We start from the raw sequence: 18221 nt of genomic DNA on the forward strand, positions 1-18221 counted from the left end.
CTAAGCATTGTACCGCTCAAGAGAGAGGATAAGACATGGCAAAACGTAAAAGACTAACCCCGCCTCGGGGCGATTACCTCGCTGAGGAACCTGTGACAGATGCAGGCTCTATGCCACCTTTAGAGACAAAGGCGCTGTTTCCTACCTACCCTCAGGGTGTGGCCCCGAAGATGCGCTCCCCCAGCCCGCCGATCGCCCATGTCGCTGGCGATGCAGCCACCAGTGCGGCCCTGGCAGAGGTTACAGCCGAATTCCACTCCGCCCGTGCTGAAGGCCGTATGGTGCAGTCGTTGCAACTGGATCAGATCGAAAGCAGTTACCTTGTTCGAGACCGGCTCGTTGCTGACGACGAAGACATGGCAGCGCTAAGAGCCTCACTGTCAGCGCGCGGGCAGCAAACGCCAATCGAAGTGGTTGCAACAGAACAGGGCGGCTACGGCCTCATTTCCGGTTGGCGCCGTCTGACAGCCCTCACGCAGCTCTATAAAGAAACTGGCGATGCGCGTTTTAGTACCGTCCTTGCTCTCGTCCGCCGCCCCATCGACGCTGCCGATGCCTATGTCGCAATGGTCGAAGAAAACGAAATTCGCGTTGGGCTGTCGTATTTTGAACGCGCGCGTATTGTTTCGCGCGCAGTTGAAGAGGGGGTGTATGTAGATACAAAATCGGCTCTAAACGGTCTGTTCGGCAATGGTAGCCGAGCCAAACGCTCCAAGATCAAAAGCTTTCTTCCCGTAGTCGAGCAACTCGGGCCCTATCTTTCCTACCCCGCCGGGATCGGGGAGCGCTTGGGGCTAGCTTTGTCCCAGAAGCTGCAGGCAGATGAAGCGTTCAAGTCGGATGTTGTTGAGGCTTTGAATAAGCTAGGAAATGCCCCTACGCTTGAAGCAGAACAAGATATTTTGGCAGCCGCTCTCGAGACGCCAAAGGCACCTAAGATTGCAAAGCAAGCGGGAGGAAAAAGAGAGGAGCTTTCGCCCGGACTCTGGCTAGAGCGCTCTGCTAAAACCATCACGATTGGCGGAGAGGAACTTACTCCCGAAATCGAAGAGCGTATCCGCGCAGCGCTAAAACTCTAAATGTTTCGCGCGCGAAACATTTGAGATCATAAATCCGAAATAATTGACACAGCAGGCTATTTATCTCAGGTGATACACACATTGATTTAGGAAGTTTGTTTATGAAAATTGCTATGATCGGTACCGGATACGTTGGGTTGGTGTCTGGTGTTTGCTTCTCTGACTTCGGGCATGATGTTGTCTGTGTCGACAAAGATCCGAAGAAGATCGAGCAACTCAGGAGCGGTATCGCCCCGATTTATGAGCCTGGTCTTGAGGACCTCATGGCCAAGAACGTCAACGCGGACCGTCTTTCTTTTACGGGCAATTTGACCGAGGCGGTCGATGGGGCTGACGCTGTCTTTATTGCGGTAGGGACTCCGACGCGCCGCGGGGACGGTCACGCGGATTTGACCTACGTCATGGCTGCAGCAGAAGAGATTGCGACCGCGATGACAGGCTACGCTGTGGTCGTCACTAAATCGACGGTGCCAGTGGGCACCAACCGTCAGGTCAAACAGGTTGTTTCTAAAGCAAACCCGAAGGCAGACTTCGACGTCGCATCCAACCCCGAGTTTTTGCGGGAAGGCGCTGCGATTGACGATTTCATGCGTCCTGATCGTGTTGTCGTGGGTGTGCAGAATGAACGGGCGGCAGAGGTGATGAATGAAATTTATCGTCCTCTCTATCTTCGTGAGTTCCCGATCATGGCAACCGATCTGGAAAGCGCTGAGATGATCAAATATGCGGCCAATGCTTTCTTGGCGACCAAGATTACCTTCATCAATGAGATCGCTGCCTTGTGCGAAAAGACCGGTGCCGACGTTAAAATGGTGTCAAAGGGTATGGGGCTTGATGGCCGTATTGGCGATAAATTTCTTCATGCAGGTCCTGGGTATGGAGGCAGCTGTTTTCCCAAGGATACCCAAGCTTTGGCTCGCATGGGGCAAGATCATGCGACCCCAATGCAGCTGACTGAAACCGTGATCAAGGTGAATGATCAGGTGAAGCGCCGCATGATCGATAAGATCGTTGACCTGTGCGGGGGCTCGGTAAATGGCAAAGTGATCACTGTACTGGGCGTAACTTTCAAGCCGAACACAGATGACATGCGTGACTCCCCCAGCCTGACAATAGTGCCATGGCTGGTCGGGAACGGTGCCAAGGTCCGCGTCGTAGACCCTCAAGGTAAGCGTGAAGGCGAGGGGCTGTTGCCAGGGGTCGCTTGGAATGAGGATGTATATAAAGCAACCCAGAACGCTGACGCGGTAGTAATCCTGACCGAATGGAACGAATTTCGCGCTTTGGATCTAAAGCGAATGGCTAAACGCATGACGACGCCCGTCATGGCCGATCTGCGTAACATCTATACGCCAAAGGATGTGAAGCAGGCAGGGTTTACGGCCTATGTCTCGATCGGTCGTGAAGGTTTTGGGGTTTGAAGCGTCGAGAGGTGCGCGCATTTTAAAGCCTGAGGTCGTCATTTTGCCACCCTTTCCCTTGAATGTTTCGCGCGCGAAACATTCAAGGGAAATACTGCATGTAATGTATTGATTTTTGCGGGTGAGGGATTAGTCGACAGGTGATTACTGTTTCGGTAGATAAGTAATAATTTCATCACCGAAGGTTTTTACAGATGAAGATTGAACAAACACCGCTTTCGGGTGTTTTCGTCATAACTCCCGCCCGCTTTGGAGATCACCGTGGGTTCTTCTCCGAAAGCTACAGCTCAAAAGCCCTTGTCGAGCATGGGATCAGCACGCAATTCGTGCAAGACAATCACTCCCTATCCATGACCCAAGGCACCATTCGCGGGCTCCATTTTCAGGCACCACCCCATGCACAGGACAAGCTGGTGCGCTGCGGGCGAGGCGCTCTCTTTGATGTAGCGGTGGATATCCGCAACGGCTCTCCCACCTACGGACAGTGGTATGGCGCTGAACTGAGCTTCGAGAACGGAAAACAGATGCTGGTGCCAGCGGGCTTCGCGCATGGGTTTGTGACACGCGCGCCAGAGACCGAAATTATCTACAAATGTTCGGATTATTATGCGCAGGAGACCGAAGGGGCCGTCGCTTGGGATGATCCTCAAGTCGAAATTGACTGGGGTCTGGGGGTTATGACGCCGGTTTTGTCGGACAAGGACGCAAATGCGCCCTCTTTGGCTGACCTTAACAGTCCATTCACGTTTGAGGGTGTATAGATGAAGCTATTGGTGACAGGCGGCGCGGGGTTTATCGGCTCGTCAGTGGTGCGATTGGCCATTGAGCAGGGGCACAGTGTGGTGAACCTTGATGTGCTGACCTATGCGGCTTGTCTTGAGAATGTGGCGAGCGTGGCGGACAGCCCTCTGTATGCGTTTGTGCAGACGGATATTTGTGATCGGGAGGCGCTGGACAAAATTTTCGAAGCACATAAGCCCGATGCGGTGATGCATCTCGCGGCCGAGAGTCACGTGGATCGCTCCATCGACGGGCCGGGGGCGTTTATTCAAACTAATGTCACCGGCACCTATACGCTGCTGGAAGCTGCCCGCGCCTACTGGCAAGAGGCGGGCAAGCCAGACGTGTTCCGCTTTCACCATATCTCAACTGATGAGGTCTATGGCTCCCTCGGGCCCACGGGGCAATTCACCGAAGATACGCCTTATGACCCGCGCAGCCCCTACTCCGCTTCGAAAGCCGCCAGCGATCATCTGGTGCGCGCTTGGGGTGAGACCTATGGCCTGCCGATAGTGCTCACAAATTGCAGCAATAATTACGGACCGTACCACTTCCCCGAAAAACTGGTGCCTGTGGTTATCCTCAAAGCGCTCGCTGGCGAGCCGATTCCGGTCTACGGCGATGGCGCCAATGTGCGTGACTGGCTGTTTGTCGAAGACCACGCCGATGCGCTGCTGACCGTGCTGACGAAGGGTACGCTTGGCCGCAGCTACAATATCGGGGGCGAGAACGAGGTCAGCAATCTTGAGCTGGTTAAGATGATCTGCGCCTTGCTGGATGATTGCCACCCCGAAGGCGCGCCGCATGCGGATCTGATCACCTTCGTCGCCGACCGCCCGGGCCACGACCAACGCTATGCAATTGATCCGACACGCATCCGGACAGAGCTTGGCTGGCGCCCCTCGGTCACGGTGGAAGAAGGGCTGGCCCGCACCGTGGATTGGTATCTTGAGAATAAGGATTGGTGGCGCGCGCTGCAAAACCGTAAGGGTGTTGGCGAGCGATTGGGGAAGGCATGAAGATCCTCGTCTTCGGCCACAGCGGTCAGGTTGCCACAGAACTGCGCGCGCTTAACAGCGAGGCCATCAAAATCACCGCCCTCACCCGCGCCGATGCGGACTTAACCGCCCCCACCGCCTGCGCCGCAGCGATCAATGCCCATGCCCCTGACGCCGTGATCAACGCCGCCGCCTATACCGCCGTGGATAAGGCCGAAAGCGATGCCGAAACGGCGCAGGTCATCAACGCAGATGCCCCCGCCATCATGGCCCGGACCTGTGCCGCGCGCGATATTCCCTTCGTCTCGATCTCGACCGATTACGTGTTTTCCGGCGCGGGCGGCACGCCTTGGGCACCCGCCGACCCGACCGATCCACAAAGCGTCTATGGCCGCACCAAACGTGACGGAGAGGTCGCAATTGTAAAGGCGGGCGGGCGCTACGCCGTGTTGCGCACCTCTTGGGTCGTGTCATCCCATGGAAATAACTTTGTCAAAACCATGCTACGTCTTGGGGCGGAACGCGAGGCGTTAACCATCGTCGCCGACCAGATCGGCGGCCCCACGGGTGCCGCAGAGATCGCACGGGCCTGTATAACAATCGCCAAAACCCTCGTTTCAGAGCCCGAAAAATCCGGCGTTTACCATTTCTCGGGCGCGCCCGACACGAGCTGGGCGGATTTCGCCCGCGCGATTTTCGTCGCAGCCGAGATCGCCTGCGACGTTACTGATATCCCGTCGTCCGGCTACCCTACCCCCGCAAAACGCCCGCTGAACTCGCGGATGGACTGCAGCGCGACCGAGGCCGCCTTTGGCATTTCCCGCCCCGATTGGCGCGTGAGCCTTACCCATATTTTGACCCAACTTGATTTTCCCAAGGACTGATTTCCCATGACCCAGACGCCCAAACGCAAAGGCATTATCCTCGCCGGCGGCTCCGGCACGCGGCTTTATCCGATCACGATTGCCGTGTCGAAACAGCTGCTGCCGATCTATGACAAGCCAATGATTTACTATCCGTTAAGCGTCCTAATGCTGGGCGGTATCCGCGACATCCTGATCATCACTACGCCTCAGGACGCAGACCAGTTCAAACGCGCACTTGGTGACGGCAGCCAGTGGGGCATTTCACTGAGCTATGTCACGCAACCAAGCCCCGACGGATTGGCTCAGGCTTACATCTTGGCGGAAGACTTCCTCGACGGAGCGCCGTCCGCGATGGTCCTTGGGGACAACATCTTCTTCGGCCACGGCCTGCCCGAGATACTTGCCCAAGCCGACGTCCAAACCACCGGAGGCACCGTCTTTGGCTACCGCGTCTCAGATCCTGAGCGCTATGGTGTGGTTGATTTCGATGAGAACGGGCAAGCCCGTCAGATCATCGAGAAGCCGGAAGTACCTCCGTCGAACTACGCGGTAACAGGGCTGTATTTCCTTGACAATACTGCGTCCGAGCGAGCCAAGTCACTTAAGCCATCTGCACGTGGAGAGCTGGAGATAACGACGCTGCTAGAAACGTATTTGCAAGATCGTCTGCTGAATGTTCAGCACATGGGACGCGGGTATGCGTGGTTGGATACCGGCACGCATGGGAGCTTGCTGGATGCTGGGAATTTTGTGCGGACGTTGGAAACCCGCCAAGGCCTGCAAACCGGCAGTCCCGATGAAATCGCTTTCAACCAAGGCTGGATCAGCAAAGCAGCGCTCGAAGAACGGGCAAAGGTGTTTGCGAAGAATGAATATGGGCAATATCTTGAAGAATTGCTGGGGTAAAAAAATGTGTATCTTGTGCAATCTCAGAATACTAAGGGCCCATATTGATGTAATCGGTTATAGGCCCACAGCTTTTGTCAGGTTAACGCGAAACCTATCGCGTCGACGCTGGTAGCGCCGGGTCATTTCGGCGGAGGCGTGGCCAAGATGCTTCTGAACGTAGCGCTCGTCAATTTCGGCGGAGCTTGCCAAACCCGCGCGAAGGGAGTGGCCAGAAAATAGGGCAAGGCGATCTTTTTCCAGCAGGTCAGATCGGATACCTGCGTCGAGAACAGTGCGTTTAATCAGGCGGGCGACGTGTTTGTCGTTTAGCCGTGTCTCCAAGGCTCGCTTGCCATCGCGAGAGGTGCCCACAAAGACGGGACCAAAGTTAATCTTGGCAAAGTACAGCCATTGTTCAAATGCGTGAACAGGGCAGGTCTGGTCGCTGGTTCCGCGGCCAATTTCGACCTCGCGCCAGCCGGCTTTCGCGTTGAGTGTCAACAGCGCGCCGCCCTTCAGGATATCGATCCAGCCGCCGGAATCCGGGGTGTCATCCTTGCCCGCGTCAAGGCTGACAATCTCGGACCGGCGTAGGCCTCCAGCATATCCCAAAAGTAGGATCGCACGGTCCCTTAATCCGCGTAAATTAAAGGGCAGTGTGGCGACCATTGCACGGATGTCATCGACGAGGATTGCCTCTTTCTGCATCGGTGGGCGTGCGTGCTTGCGTTTGATCCCCGCCAAGACTGTCGCGATGTGGCGGTCCTTGCGATCTAGGGTGAGGCCGAGCTGCGTATAGTTCCAAGCGAGACCTGAAAGGCGGCGATCAATGGTCGAGACGGATAGGGCAGGAGAAGTGCGCGCGCCAGATGCTAGCTCGGCGATGTATAAGCCTATTATCTGGGGGACAGGACACAAGGGATCTGCCCCTTGCATCCGGCACCATCGCGTAAAATGCGCCCAGTCCTTGGTGTACGCTTTCAATGTGTTTTCGGAGGCTGCGGCTGCAGCATACTCCCGTGCGGTATCGACTAGACGGTCGAGCGCGCCGGAGCCCGCCAAATGCGGGGGAATATTAAGACTTATGGCTTTGTCATGGTCTGCTGGTGATTGGCTTGTGGGCTTGTTTCGCATACATTTATTTGAGAATGGCGCGAGTATTTCTCACAGTTGAGGAAGCACACTTTAGGCTGCGCTTAATGTTTTTTATCCAAGGGCGTGTCGTAAAGTGTTTCCTAGGATGATAAGCCGAAAGTAAGTAGATTATCCAAACCAGCTTTCGGCTTATTCAATACCTAGAAGCGCTTGACCAAGGAGAACCGAACCGCTGTGGTGTCAGGGTCGATCGATGTCCCACCTAGGAAACTGTAGGTTCTTGAGTTGAAATCATAGTACTCTAGATCACCCCTGATGCTCCAGTCGTCCGCTATATCTTGCTCTACACCAATTCCGACTGTGTAGCCGTAGTGCCGTTGACTATCGCCGGCGGCGTTTATCCCAAAAGCTCGCTGGTCCTGACGGTCGGTAGCGATGCCGAGTGTCATAAAGACCAGTGTTTGATTGAACGTGTAACCCACACGGCCGCGGATCGCGGCATACTGCTCAATCGTAGAACGACAACCCGCAGCGCCAACACCACAACCACCAGTGCTTCTTTCTTCGATGTTGCCGAAGTTCAAAACTAGTTCACCACCATAAACCAGATGGTCCTGCTGATAGTTTCGGCCAACGATCGCGGACCCCAATACACCAGTGGCGTCAGGCGGTGTAAAATTGTTTTCGGCGTCGTAGCTGCCGTCGCTGTAAGACAGGCCAATACCAATGTAGTTCCCGGACCAGTCTGTCGGTTGGTTCATCGGGTCTGCCACCGCGGTTCCGGCTGCGAGAACCAGCGATGCCATAGTCAAAATTGTGTATTTCATGGCCTGTAATCTCCTAAATAATGGTCTACATCAAATCGCAACATGCGCTGGTCGTTTAAATCTAATGTAATCTAACGTGTTCATGTTCATTAGTATACGAAAACAGGGCGGCTCGAGCCAGTGTTTGAAAAGCCGCCAAGGAATGCGGCACCAAAGCAACATAACCACATCTTCAAAAAAAATAGTTGTAACTCTATTCGGCCTAGGTTTGTGAAGCGGTGCTTAGTTAGGGCATTTGGTGGATCGGATCGAGAAACAACATTTCTGGTTCTGATGCCCATATTTTTTAGTTGTAATGGTAGGGCATAAGGCCGCTGAAGGTCTTCAACCTTCAGGCAAAGTTGTAGGTTGCCACGAAGTCCGCGCGGTGGGTCCGCGACTGGTCATGGGTGTCGGAGTTGAAGCGCTTTACGGCCTTCTCTTTAACCGTGCCGTTCATCCGTTCGACCGTAGGCGCCCGGTCTGACCACCCCTATCGGGCGGTTTTCCATGAGAGGATGTTATCGACGCGGTTGATCTCGTAGTCCGGTATGCTGGCGAGTGTTTCAGTGAGCCATGCTCGCGGGAGGATACCGTTTAGTTTGGCCGTCTCGATAAGGTGTAAGCGATGGTAGCAGCGCGAGCGCTGGTTTGTGATCCAAGGACCAGATAGTTTTTACGATCGATTGCGACGGAGCGCGCCGCCCGTTCGGTTGTTTCTCATGACCCATACAGCCTTCGTAGATTGAATTCATAATGTCCGATAATGTAAACTTATTGGACATTAAAGAGAACTATAAGGTGGGGCGGTTATGTGACTATATACTATCAACAAGCGCCGTCGTGCTATAGCTTCTGCAAATGAACCAAGCATGCATACATCCTGCACCTGACGGTGATACACTACCTCAGATGCCGTCCTGGGTCATTTCTCGAAGTGGCGACACCCTTGGAGATGTGGCGTTTTTTTCAGGTGCGGCGCTCGGACACCTGCATATTGTGATGGCGCGCGCGGATGTCCCCCAGGGCTTGTTAAGAGAGCGCCTGGCATTGCGCGCGGCAGAGGCGAGTGTTGCGTTTTCTGGGCGGCCAGAGCGGGCCGCGGACCTGCGTGATGCAGTGCATTTGCTGCGTCCTGGTGATCTGCCTGGCCCCGCGGGGCTGATTTATCAGCACTGGCGAAAGGCGATCGAACGGCCGGTGTCTATTATCGCGCTGTACCCTGCCTTACCGACCTGTTCTGAAACCGATCTCGCGGTCTGGCTCGGCAGATTTGGTTCGGGGCCGGGTGGCCCCGTGGGACGGGCGTCAGCCGTGCTTGAAGCTGTGATGTCGGAGTATCCGCGCGCGGAGCATGTGGCGCTCATTCTGGCGGATGCGGTGATGGCGCAGGCATTGGGGTGGGACTATGCGGTGCCATTACTAGGCGGCGGGCTAAGCCCGCGGGATCTGCGCAAGACCGGTGATAATCTGCGCCACGCCTGTCACCGCGCCGTTGTGGCATCTGCCGTCGAAGCAACGCGGATGGCGGCCGATCTGGCGCGCCGAGCCGCACGCCTGAACGCGGTGGCCCCCAAGCTTCGCGCGAAGGGGGCAGGGGCGGCGGTCGAGATGTTTCTAACCCGCGACGCCGTGGCCCCGTGGGCATTGCCTTTGTCGGATAGGGCGGCGCGGCGGCTGTGCGACCGGCTGGTGAGTTTGGGTGCGGTGCGCGAAGTGACGGGGCGTGACAGTTTCCGCCTCTACGGGATCTGATATGGCAAAAAACCGACCCACTGACCTCGACCTCGACCGCGGCCTTGCCGGCCTACTGCCTGAGCAACGCTGGCAGGAATGGGTGCGCCGGATCGAGGCGATACTCTTTGCGAGTTTTTCACCTGTATCGCACAAGGAATTGGCGCGGGTGGTTGGCGATGTTTCGATCGATCTGTTGGTTGAGGACCTAGCCGCCGGTCTAGAGGGTCGCGCTTTCGAGGTGGCGCGCGTCGCGGATGGGTGGATTTTGCGCACCCGCGCGGTCTACGCGCCCGCGATCCGCGCGGCAGCAGATGTGGGCAATCAGGATCTTGGCCTTGGTGATTTTGAAACCGCTGTGCTGGCTGCCATTGCCTATCATCAGCCGATTACCCGCGACGGGCTGAAAGATATCTTCGGAAAGGATATCAGCCGCGATCTGATTGGCCGCCTGAGTGGCCGCGGATTGATCGGCACCGGCCCGCGATCCCCGCAGCGCGGCGCGCCTTATACGTACGTAACGACCAAACGGTTTCTTGTGGCGTTCGGGCTGGAGAGTTTGAGAGACCTGCCGGATCGTGAAGGGCTGGAGGACGCGGGGTTGGCGGGATGATCTCATCAAGTGGGGATGGCGAGTTTGGCTTGGCAATTCGCCCAATTCGGCACGAAATATTCGCAAATTACCAAGTTTCTAGAAAGTTTATATCTATAGGTGTATTATTTCCCTTCACCAATGTCTGCCTTGTGGATGATCCTATAAAATAAGCTTATTGGGCTACCTTTGCAGCACTGGGGCGAAAAATAATTAGCGTTAGCTTCGATGGTTTCTGTTAGAAACACCTTAAAAAACCTGACATTTACACCCAAATCGACGAGATAACTTTTTCTTCAAGGTGGTTGCCTGAGGCCATGTGACAATCACCAAGTGTGCTACTTTCACGGGATCGCCCGCGAGGGAAATCTGACTTATGTAGCATCGCGCATGAACCTGCCGTAGTCGGCGCGTTTCACCCAAACCCACAATCTTAGGGACTGCCTAAACCAGGCGCTGTAAAAGCTCGATAATATCCACGGAAATATATAGGAAGCGTTAGAAACAGAGCGCTAGGCAGTTCAGTCTAACGGTATTAGGCATTCCAGAAAGGCCCCTACATGCACATTTTGATGACGGTGAATGCTGCGTGGAATATCTGGAATTTTCGGCGACCTCTGGTTGAAGCTTTGTCGTCTGATGGACATCAGATCACTGTTCTAGCCCCGCCGGATGACACCGTAGTTGAGCTTGAACGGATCGGCTGTCGTTTTCGCCCATTAGAAATGAGTGTTAAAGGACTGAACCCGGTCGAAGACTGGAAACTGCAGCGTAGGCTCAAGCGGATTTTTCGTGAGGAACAGCCGGACGCTGTTCTCAGTTTCACGATCAAGAACAACATCTTTGGGGCCAGGGCGGCGTGCGCGGCTGGTGTGCCCTTCATTCCGAATGTTACGGGACTTGGCACCGCCTTTCTATCGGGCGGTTTCTTGCAGACTGTTGCTGAACAGCTTTATCGTCGCGCTTTCGGTAAGCTGCCGACCGTCTTTTTCCAGAACGATGATGACCGTAGTCTGTTTCTCGATCGCAAGCTTGTGCGCATGGACCAGGCGCGACTGCTGCCGGGGTCCGGTATCGATCTAGCGCGCTTCGCGCCGGTAGAGATGCCTTCAGCAGACGCGCCGCCTGTATTTTTGATGATTGCGCGTCTTTTGCGGGACAAAGGTGTAATCGAATTCGTAGAGGCGGCACGGCAGATCAAGGCAGGACATCCGAATGCGCGCTTCCAGCTACTGGGTGCAACCGGTTCGGAAAACCGTACCGCGATCGACACTGCGACCGTCGAAGGTTGGGTGGCCGAAGGTGTGGTGGAGTATCTTGGCACTACCAGCGATGTGCGCTCGGCGATCGCTGCGGCATCCTGTGTCGTGCTGCCCTCGTACCGTGAAGGCGCGCCGCGCACGCTGATCGAGGCAGCTGCCATTGCCCGGCCGCTTATAGCGACAGATGTGCCTGGTTGTCGTGCTGTGGTGGATCACGAAGCGTCAGGTTTGCTTTGCGAAGTGCGAAACGCTGATAGGCTCGCTATGGCGATGGAACGGTTCCTGGCGCTCTCGCCACAAGCCCGGATCGAGATGGGACAGGCGGGGCGTCTCAAGATGGAACGCGAATTCGATCAGGCGTTGGTTGTCGCAGCCTACCGCAAGGCCCTCGCTGCACTCACCGGCGGCGGGCAAGGCTAACTGCGATGGACACCGTCTTTTTCATCGTATCGAAACTGGTTGGCGCACTCTTGCGACCGGACACCTGGATCGTCATCGCCTTGGCAAGCATCGTACTTGCATTGACCTTGCAACGCAGGCGTATGGCGCTCTGGATCAGCAGCATCTCATTGGCGCTGCTGATCGCCCTGAGTACTTTGCCGCTTGGCGATCTGCTTTTGCAGCCCATCGAGCGTCGCTATCCGGCCAATCCTGACCTTGATGCTGTCGATGGCATCATTGTGCTCGGTGGTGGTGAAAATGCCCGTGCCAGTGCCTTTTGGAGCCAAGTGCAGCTCAACGAAGGCGCAGAGCGCTACACTGCCGCACTCGCTCTCGCGCGGCGGTTTCCTAAAGCGCAGGTGTTGTTCGCGGGTGGCAGCGGCGCATTGCGAGACCTTACGGGGGGCATTGCTTCCGAAGCCTCCATCGCCGAACAGCTTTTTCTTGACCAAGGCATCGATCCCGATCGCCTACTTCTTGAGGGCCGGTCCCGCAACACTGCCGATAACGCGCGGCTTAGCCTAGCTCTCGCCAATCCAAGTACCGATGAGATGTGGGTGCTGGTCACGAGCGCTTTCCATCTACCTCGCGCCATGCTTAGTTTCGAGGCTGCTGGATGGTCTGGCCTTGTAGCTTGGCCCGTCGATTATCGGACATCGGGGTTCACGGATAACATCGGTTGGAATCTCACACGGAACCTGCAGGTTCTCAATACGGGAATTCGTGAGAAGGTTGGGCAATTAGCATATAGGGTTACAGGTCGATAAGTTTGCCCTTGACCTTGAACAGACTATGGTTCCGATCTTAATGATCTGTGGCCCGTCAAACTAGCTGTAGTTGGTCCGCCCCGACCGCTACCCGAGCTTGACTACCCATGATGTCCATCAGCACCCAGTCCCGCCGGTCTGGGGCGATATGTTCAATCATCACAACAAGATCTACAAAAGGGCCGCTATTGAAGCGTACCCGATCGCCAGAGCTCAAGATGTTTAGCGGTAGCAGCTTTCCATCATTATCGCAGCATAAGCTTGCTGACGATATCTAACGGCACCGCCGCTGGTTTCTTGCCGAAGCTGACTAGGCGGGTGATGCCATGGTCGTAGCAGGTCATCGCGTCCGCTTAAGTGTTATTAATGAGCGCCTTTTATCGCTCAAGCTTGAGCCGGTGCAAGTTACAGTTTAGGCTGTGCCCTAGCCATAGAAAAGCGGCAAATGTTTCCGGTGTGAACGCAAAGAATGAACATGACTATCAGAATAAACTCTGTCTTGAATGCAGGTGTCTGGGGCGCGCGCCACGTATCATGTTTGTCTCCTAGACAGATATTTTCCAAGTGATTTGCACCAAAATATTCAAACCTATTCAAACCTATTCAAACCTATTCAAACCTATTGCCGATGCCGTACTAGCCGAGTTTAGGCTTGTACTCTGGGTGTGGGCCGGTAAGTACTCCGCTAGAAATGGTGTTGAATTTTGACACCGAAGCTCCGCGCTTTCCAACTCTTATAGCCTTTGGAAGTGTCGCCCTATAAACTATGGAACGAAATCCTTGACGCTGCAGGCTGGATCGAATGGACTGGTTAGGTGATTTGATCGGAAGCGCTTCAGGACACGGCCTCTTTTGAAAAAGAAAGCTAACCTTGTGATCGATTCTACAGCATGGAAGAAAGCCTGGGCACTTCTGGACGCGCGCGAGCGACGCAACGCGTGGATCACATTAGCGATGATCGTCGTTTCAGCTATTTTCTCAGCTGGCATGGTTGGGTCGATATTTCCGTTTCTGTCAGTCCTTGCAGACCCGACAAAAATCGAAACAAACGAATTCTTTTCTTGGGCATATACTCGTTTTGGTTTCAATTCCGATTATGGTTTTCTTGTCGCTCTCGGCATGGCTGCTTTGACCTTCATCGTTATCGGGAATGTGATGCAAGTATTGCGGACCTATGTTGTAAGTCGGTTTACGACCCTGCGCGTGCATTCCTTTAGTTATAGGCTCTTGTCGGTTTACCTTCGGCAGCCCTATGAATTTTTTCTTCAGGAACACTCAGGTTCCATGAGCACCAAAATTCTGGCCGAGAGTGGTCAAGTCATAAGCCAGTTTTTTACGCCTGCAGCCAATCTTGTTACAGGTGCACTTACCTCGGCGGCGATTGTTTCCGTCGTCATAGCTGTCAACCCTGTGGTTGCGTTATTGGCCTTCACAGTAATCGGAGGGGTGTACGGTGCAACCTACGGGTTTAGCCGCATTGTACTGCGACGTTTGGGCCAAGCCCGGCTGGCTGCTAACAAGCAGCGCTTTCGTTTCGTCAACGAAGCGCTTATGGCTGTAAAAGAAATAAAACTTCTTGGTCGCGAAGCTTCCTATGTAGAGCGATATGAAAAACCCTCTTTGATTATGGCTAAAGTAAGCGTTAGATCTGCATTGATCAGCCAGGTTCCTCAATATGTTGTCCAGAGTATAGCCTTCGGTGGCATTATTGTGTTGTGCCTTGCTTTACTCAGCCCGGAGCAACTTTCTAGTGGTGCCGCTCTAGGTGGTATTCTTCCAACTTTGGGCGTGTTCGCTTTTGCCGGGCAAAAGTTGCTGCCAGAGTTGGGGAAGCTTTATCAAGGGCTGGCGAAAATCCAATTCGGGCGCGCGGCGGTAGATTCGGTGTATAGTGATCTGTTTGAAAAATCTTCTGCAGAGCCTTTGCCGCGACGGATGCCATTGAAAATGGGCCTACGAGACAACTTGCGCTTGGTGGACATCTCTTACCGCTATCCCAACGCAGATATAGCTGGCCTGTATGGTCTCTCTCTGGACATTCATGCAGGTGAAAAGGTCGGGATCGTCGGCAGCACCGGAGCAGGCAAGACGACTTTAGCGGACTTGATTCTGGGTCTACTGCGCCCAAGTGAAGGATATATAGCGGTGGACGGAATAGAGATTGCCCAAGAGAACCGGCGGGCTTGGCAGCAGAGTGTAGGCTACGTGCCACAGGATATATTCCTGACTGACGCCAGTATTTCCGAGAACATTGCCCTCGGTGTGCCGCCTAAGGAAATTGACCAAGCGCGCGTGTGCCGCGCCGCCGAGATTGCTCGGATCGACACCTTTATTTTGCAAGAGCTGACCAACGGGTACGACACCCATGTCGGCGAGCGCGGCGTGCGGCTGTCAGGCGGGCAGCGCCAAAGGATTGGGATTGCTCGTGCGCTCTATCAGGATGCCGACCTGATCGTCTTCGATGAGGCTACCAGCGCGCTTGACAACCTAACGGAGCACGAGGTGATGTCGGCCATTGACACACTACCGGGGGACAAGACTGTTCTTATGATCGCTCATCGCCTGAGCACGGTCAAACGCTGCGACAGGATCCTCGTGCTCGACAAGGGACGCCTAGTCGGCTGCGATACATGGGATGCGCTGATGGCAACAAACCCGATTTTTCAGAAAATTGCCCATGTCAGCGATATTGCCTGACACTTTACTCTATCAAGGACACCATATCTTATGCTTTCAAACTCTACCATCTTGATCACGGGAGGTACCGGATCTTTCGGACATGCCTTTCTGCCAATGACCTTGGAGCGGTATAAGCCGAAGAAAGTCATCATCCTGTCGCGTGACGAGATGAAGCAATGGGAAATGGCCAAGCTTTACGGCGATGACTCGCGCGTGCGCTTCTTCATAGGCGATGTGCGCGATCGCGAGCGGCTGTACCGGGCTTTTGATGGGGTCGACTATGTGGTCCATGCGGCTGCCACCAAAATTGTCCCTACCGCAGAATATAATCCATTCGAATGCATCAAGACCAACGTCACCGGTGCAATGAATGTCATCGATGCAGCGATCGACAAAGGTGTGAAAGGCGTGGTGGCGCTCTCCACCGACAAGGCATCGTCACCGATTAATCTTTATGGTGCCTCGAAGCTAGCATCTGATAAGCTATTTGTATCAGGCAATTCCTATGCAGGAGAACATGGAACGCGCTTCTCTGTCGTGCGCTATGGTAATGTCATGGGCTCGCGCGGCTCGGTGATCCCGTTCTTCATGTCGATTGCCAATAAGGGCGTATTGCCGATCACCGATCCCCGCATGACGCGTTTCATGATCTCGCTCGAGCAAGGTGTCGAGTTGGTCTGGCACGCCTTTGAGGACATGGTCGGCGGCGAGATCTATGTCAAGAAAATCCCCTCGATGAAGGTCACTAATATCGCGAACATTGTCGCCCCCGAGGCGCGACATGAAATCGTCGGAATCCGCCCTGGCGAGAAGATGCATGAGCAGATGATCGGCATCGAAGACGCGCCCTATACTTACGAATATGACCAACACTTCAAGATCTTGCCCGCGATCAATAAATGGTCGGACGACCCTTTCCGCATCAAGGATGGCCGCAAGGTAGCCGAGAATTTCGTCTATACCAGCGACCGGAACCCGGACTGGATGGATGACACAGCGCTGGTGGACTGGATCGACACCCACCGTGAAAAAATCGGAATGATTTGATCATGACACGGGCGCTTCACGCCGGTTTCCATAAAACGGGCTCATCATTTTTAAAGAGTGCGTTTTTCCCAAAACTCAAGAATGTTTTATTATTCGAAAACTTGATCTGGGTAAAGTACGGAAACTTGCCAATCAGAACGAGAGTAGCAAGAAAAATAACACGCATTTTTAATTTGATCTCCTGTGAGGGTGGTGTACGAGTAGAAAGGATTAAAATCGGTCCTATTGATCTTAAAAATAAGACATCTGACTTGGTTTTCCTAATTGGAAATCGTGGCTACCTTGGACGGGGCCTTACTAGCGAGGCGATATCGCTCAAAAACAATATTGCGTTTGACAAGTTGGACGTACGTCAACTTCATGGTGGGATGTGTGAGGGTAACGTGCCATCCATTAAAGCGTATACAAGCACAGGTTGGGTGGTCGAAGGCAGGATGAAAGGTTACTATTGGGATGGCGGATCTGGGCGAAATTACCGAGGCGGTAAAAGCTGCGCAGGATGGAGGATGCACAGAAGTGGCGCTACTTTACTGCGTTTCAGGCTGCCAAGCACCGGCAGCGGATTGCAATCTCAAGACCCTGGCCGACATGGCAACGCATTTCGGGGTTCCTGTGTGTGGGGTTGAATACGGGCGCAAATCTGACGAGGTCGCAAATGTGAAATCCCGCCGGTTTCTTTACTTTGTGAAGGACATAAAAGCGGGTGATGCGATCACCAAGGATTGTGCGCGCAGCGTTCGACCGGGCTATGGGTTGGCACCAAAACACCTTAACCAAGTGATTGGCCGAAGCCGTGCGGCGGGCGTGGAAGCAAACACGGCAGTGACCGAGGGACACTTGGCGTGAACACGGCGCTGAGGACGGTTGGACGCGCGGTAAGGCAGCGTGCATACTGGGTATATTTGCTAAGTCAGACGCGGCGAATTTTACAGATGCGCCGCAATGCGACTGCAGCGCGCGCGCAAGGTGGGCTGCAACTCATATCGCTCACACCAGCGTTTGATCGGCGGTCTAATACGCTTTTTATTCTTGGAAGTGGTGCATCCATTAACGAACTAGATCCTGCCTTTTGGGAGTATGTTGCGAAGTATGACAGCATCGGATTCAACAATTGGTTGGTACATGATTTTGTACCCGACTTCTACATGCGGGAATTCCCACTAGAGGTCTCAGCAAATCAACAGTTTGCTGAGATTTTCAGAGAAAAGCGCGAAGAATACAGATATTTACCGTTTCTATTGCGGCCAGGCTTTACGCGGCGCCGTGCAGCGATCTGGCCTAAGGCTCTAGAGTTGTTCCAAAATTTGGTGTCCGGCCCAATCTGCCTTCCTGATGTGGTGAACGTGCCGGCTGAAACAGAAGCGGAAATGCGTAGTTTCTGCCGGTTATGGAGCAAACTCAGACTACATCGGAACGTCGATATTCATATAGATTGCCGTGCTTCTGTCAGTCAGTTAATCTATTTTGGCCTAACTCAAGGTTATCGTGAAATTGTACTGTGCGGTATCGATCTCAACACCAAAACCTATTTTTGGGAGGATCCTCGTTGGACAGGGTCGCGCGTGAAGTTGCCTCCAAATAACTCGACGACTGCGCAGCATCGGACGATGGACCCGAACCTAGGGCTTCCAATCGATAGGATTGTGGCCGCCATGCATGACGAATTGCTGAAGCCAGCGGGCGTGCAGCTATATGTGGCGCGGCCAAGCTCTGCATTGGCGGCTTTTTTGCCTGTTTACCCCCTGCCGACGGCACATTGAGCGGCA

17 protein-coding genes are annotated in these 18221 nt (G+C 54.3%); 14 read left to right on the plus strand and 3 right to left on the minus strand.

What is annotated here, in order from left to right:
* The first annotated feature begins 35 nt into the window (after nucleotides 1-35).
* From BLQ98_RS15295 to rfbA, 6 genes are all read left to right on the plus strand, one after another.
* Nucleotides 36-1079 carry a ParB/RepB/Spo0J family partition protein gene (locus BLQ98_RS15295; RefSeq protein ID WP_093734125.1) on the plus strand — a complete coding sequence of 348 codons (1044 nt, stop codon included), beginning with the start codon at nucleotides 36-38 and terminating at the stop codon, nucleotides 1077-1079.
* Nucleotides 1080-1180: 101 nt separating this feature from the next.
* Complete coding sequence (locus tag BLQ98_RS15300; protein WP_093734126.1) at nucleotides 1181-2500, plus strand: UDP-glucose dehydrogenase family protein; 1320 nt, start codon at nucleotides 1181-1183, stop codon at nucleotides 2498-2500.
* A gap of 194 nt (nucleotides 2501-2694) precedes the next feature.
* On the plus strand, nucleotides 2695-3261 hold the full coding sequence (rfbC, locus tag BLQ98_RS15305) for a dTDP-4-dehydrorhamnose 3,5-epimerase (protein ID WP_093734127.1): 567 nt from the start codon (nucleotides 2695-2697) through the stop codon (nucleotides 3259-3261).
* The gene (gene rfbB, locus BLQ98_RS15310) at nucleotides 3262-4299 is read left to right on the plus strand and encodes a dTDP-glucose 4,6-dehydratase (RefSeq protein ID WP_093734128.1); all 1038 of its coding nucleotides are present in this window, start codon (nucleotides 3262-3264) and stop codon (nucleotides 4297-4299) included.
* Nucleotides 4296-5162, plus strand: a complete 867-nt coding sequence (gene rfbD / locus BLQ98_RS15315) for a dTDP-4-dehydrorhamnose reductase (RefSeq protein ID WP_093734129.1) — start codon at nucleotides 4296-4298, stop codon at nucleotides 5160-5162. The genes rfbB and rfbD overlap by 4 nt, the downstream gene beginning before the upstream one ends.
* Before the next feature lie 6 nt (nucleotides 5163-5168).
* The gene (gene rfbA, locus BLQ98_RS15320) at nucleotides 5169-6050 is read left to right on the plus strand and encodes a glucose-1-phosphate thymidylyltransferase RfbA (protein WP_093734130.1); all 882 of its coding nucleotides are present in this window, start codon (nucleotides 5169-5171) and stop codon (nucleotides 6048-6050) included.
* A 57-nt stretch (nucleotides 6051-6107) separates the two neighbouring features.
* Here the strand turns inward: rfbA and BLQ98_RS15325 are convergent, their stop codons facing one another.
* The 3 genes from BLQ98_RS15325 to BLQ98_RS18675 form a co-directional block, all read right to left on the minus strand.
* Entirely contained in the window at nucleotides 6108-7166 is a 1059-nt protein-coding gene (locus tag BLQ98_RS15325) for a tyrosine-type recombinase/integrase (protein WP_093734131.1), read from the minus strand.
* 161 nt (nucleotides 7167-7327) lie between these two features.
* Nucleotides 7328-7954 (minus strand): outer membrane protein, encoded by a 627-nt coding sequence (locus tag BLQ98_RS15330; RefSeq protein ID WP_093734132.1) that lies wholly within the window; start codon nucleotides 7952-7954, stop codon nucleotides 7328-7330.
* 472 nt (nucleotides 7955-8426) lie between these two features.
* Nucleotides 8427-8591 (minus strand): transposase domain-containing protein, encoded by a 165-nt coding sequence (locus tag BLQ98_RS18675; protein ID WP_093734152.1) that lies wholly within the window; start codon nucleotides 8589-8591, stop codon nucleotides 8427-8429.
* 203 nt (nucleotides 8592-8794) lie between these two features.
* Here BLQ98_RS18675 and BLQ98_RS15340 point away from each other — a divergent pair, with 203 nt between their 5' ends.
* The 8 genes from BLQ98_RS15340 to BLQ98_RS15375 all read left to right on the plus strand — a co-directional run bounded on the left by BLQ98_RS15340 (nucleotide 8795) and on the right by BLQ98_RS15375 (nucleotide 18215).
* On the plus strand, nucleotides 8795-9688 hold the full coding sequence (locus tag BLQ98_RS15340; protein ID WP_093734133.1) for a DUF1403 family protein: 894 nt from the start codon (nucleotides 8795-8797) through the stop codon (nucleotides 9686-9688).
* 1 nt (nucleotide 9689) lies between these two features.
* A complete protein-coding gene (gene scpB, locus BLQ98_RS15345; protein WP_093734134.1) occupies nucleotides 9690-10280 on the plus strand; it encodes an SMC-Scp complex subunit ScpB in 591 nt (196 codons plus the stop codon).
* A gap of 551 nt (nucleotides 10281-10831) precedes the next feature.
* Nucleotides 10832-11941 carry a glycosyltransferase family 4 protein gene (locus tag BLQ98_RS15350; RefSeq protein WP_244148453.1) on the plus strand — a complete coding sequence of 370 codons (1110 nt, stop codon included), beginning with the start codon at nucleotides 10832-10834 and terminating at the stop codon, nucleotides 11939-11941.
* 5 nt (nucleotides 11942-11946) lie between these two features.
* Nucleotides 11947-12729, plus strand: a complete 783-nt coding sequence (locus tag BLQ98_RS15355; RefSeq protein ID WP_093734136.1) for a YdcF family protein — start codon at nucleotides 11947-11949, stop codon at nucleotides 12727-12729.
* An 873-nt stretch (nucleotides 12730-13602) separates the two neighbouring features.
* Nucleotides 13603-15426, plus strand: coding sequence for an ABC transporter ATP-binding protein (locus BLQ98_RS15360; RefSeq protein ID WP_208596077.1), 1824 nt, complete (start codon nucleotides 13603-13605; stop codon nucleotides 15424-15426).
* 30 nt (nucleotides 15427-15456) lie between these two features.
* Nucleotides 15457-16455, plus strand: coding sequence for a UDP-N-acetylglucosamine 4,6-dehydratase (inverting) (pseB, locus tag BLQ98_RS15365; RefSeq protein ID WP_093734137.1), 999 nt, complete (start codon nucleotides 15457-15459; stop codon nucleotides 16453-16455).
* 453 nt (nucleotides 16456-16908) lie between these two features.
* Nucleotides 16909-17301, plus strand: a complete 393-nt coding sequence (locus BLQ98_RS15370; RefSeq protein WP_093734138.1) for an N-acetylneuraminate synthase family protein — start codon at nucleotides 16909-16911, stop codon at nucleotides 17299-17301.
* On the plus strand, nucleotides 17298-18215 hold the full coding sequence (locus BLQ98_RS15375; RefSeq protein ID WP_093734139.1) for a hypothetical protein: 918 nt from the start codon (nucleotides 17298-17300) through the stop codon (nucleotides 18213-18215). Before BLQ98_RS15370 ends, BLQ98_RS15375 begins: the two co-directional genes overlap by 4 nt.
* Nucleotides 18216-18221: the final 6 nt, after the last annotated feature.

The organism is Sulfitobacter litoralis (genome assembly GCF_900103185.1).
In the GTDB taxonomy this organism is placed as follows: Bacteria; Pseudomonadota; Alphaproteobacteria; order Rhodobacterales; family Rhodobacteraceae; genus Sulfitobacter; species Sulfitobacter litoralis.

Excerpts from the sequence above, each read along its gene's own strand:
- scpB (WP_093734134.1), top strand. The coding sequence starts at position 9,690 with ATGGCAAAAAACCGACCCACTGACCTCGACCTCGACCGCGGCCTTGCC.
- BLQ98_RS15355 (WP_093734136.1), top strand. The coding sequence starts at position 11,947 with ATGGACACCGTCTTTTTCATCGTATCGAAACTGGTTGGCGCACTCTTG.
- BLQ98_RS15340 (WP_093734133.1), top strand. The coding sequence starts at position 8,795 with ATGAACCAAGCATGCATACATCCTGCACCTGACGGTGATACACTACCT.
- BLQ98_RS15295 (WP_093734125.1), top strand. The coding sequence starts at position 36 with ATGGCAAAACGTAAAAGACTAACCCCGCCTCGGGGCGATTACCTCGCT.
- BLQ98_RS15350 (WP_244148453.1), top strand. The coding sequence starts at position 10,832 with ATGACGGTGAATGCTGCGTGGAATATCTGGAATTTTCGGCGACCTCTG.
- rfbC (WP_093734127.1), top strand. The coding sequence starts at position 2,695 with ATGAAGATTGAACAAACACCGCTTTCGGGTGTTTTCGTCATAACTCCC.
- BLQ98_RS15370 (WP_093734138.1), top strand. The coding sequence starts at position 16,909 with ATGGCGGATCTGGGCGAAATTACCGAGGCGGTAAAAGCTGCGCAGGAT.
- BLQ98_RS15330 (WP_093734132.1), bottom strand. The coding sequence starts at position 7,954 with ATGAAATACACAATTTTGACTATGGCATCGCTGGTTCTCGCAGCCGGA.
- pseB (WP_093734137.1), top strand. The coding sequence starts at position 15,457 with ATGCTTTCAAACTCTACCATCTTGATCACGGGAGGTACCGGATCTTTC.
- BLQ98_RS15300 (WP_093734126.1), top strand. The coding sequence starts at position 1,181 with ATGAAAATTGCTATGATCGGTACCGGATACGTTGGGTTGGTGTCTGGT.
- rfbD (WP_093734129.1), top strand. The coding sequence starts at position 4,296 with ATGAAGATCCTCGTCTTCGGCCACAGCGGTCAGGTTGCCACAGAACTG.
- BLQ98_RS15325 (WP_093734131.1), bottom strand. The coding sequence starts at position 7,166 with ATGCGAAACAAGCCCACAAGCCAATCACCAGCAGACCATGACAAAGCC.
- rfbB (WP_093734128.1), top strand. The coding sequence starts at position 3,262 with ATGAAGCTATTGGTGACAGGCGGCGCGGGGTTTATCGGCTCGTCAGTG.
- rfbA (WP_093734130.1), top strand. The coding sequence starts at position 5,169 with ATGACCCAGACGCCCAAACGCAAAGGCATTATCCTCGCCGGCGGCTCC.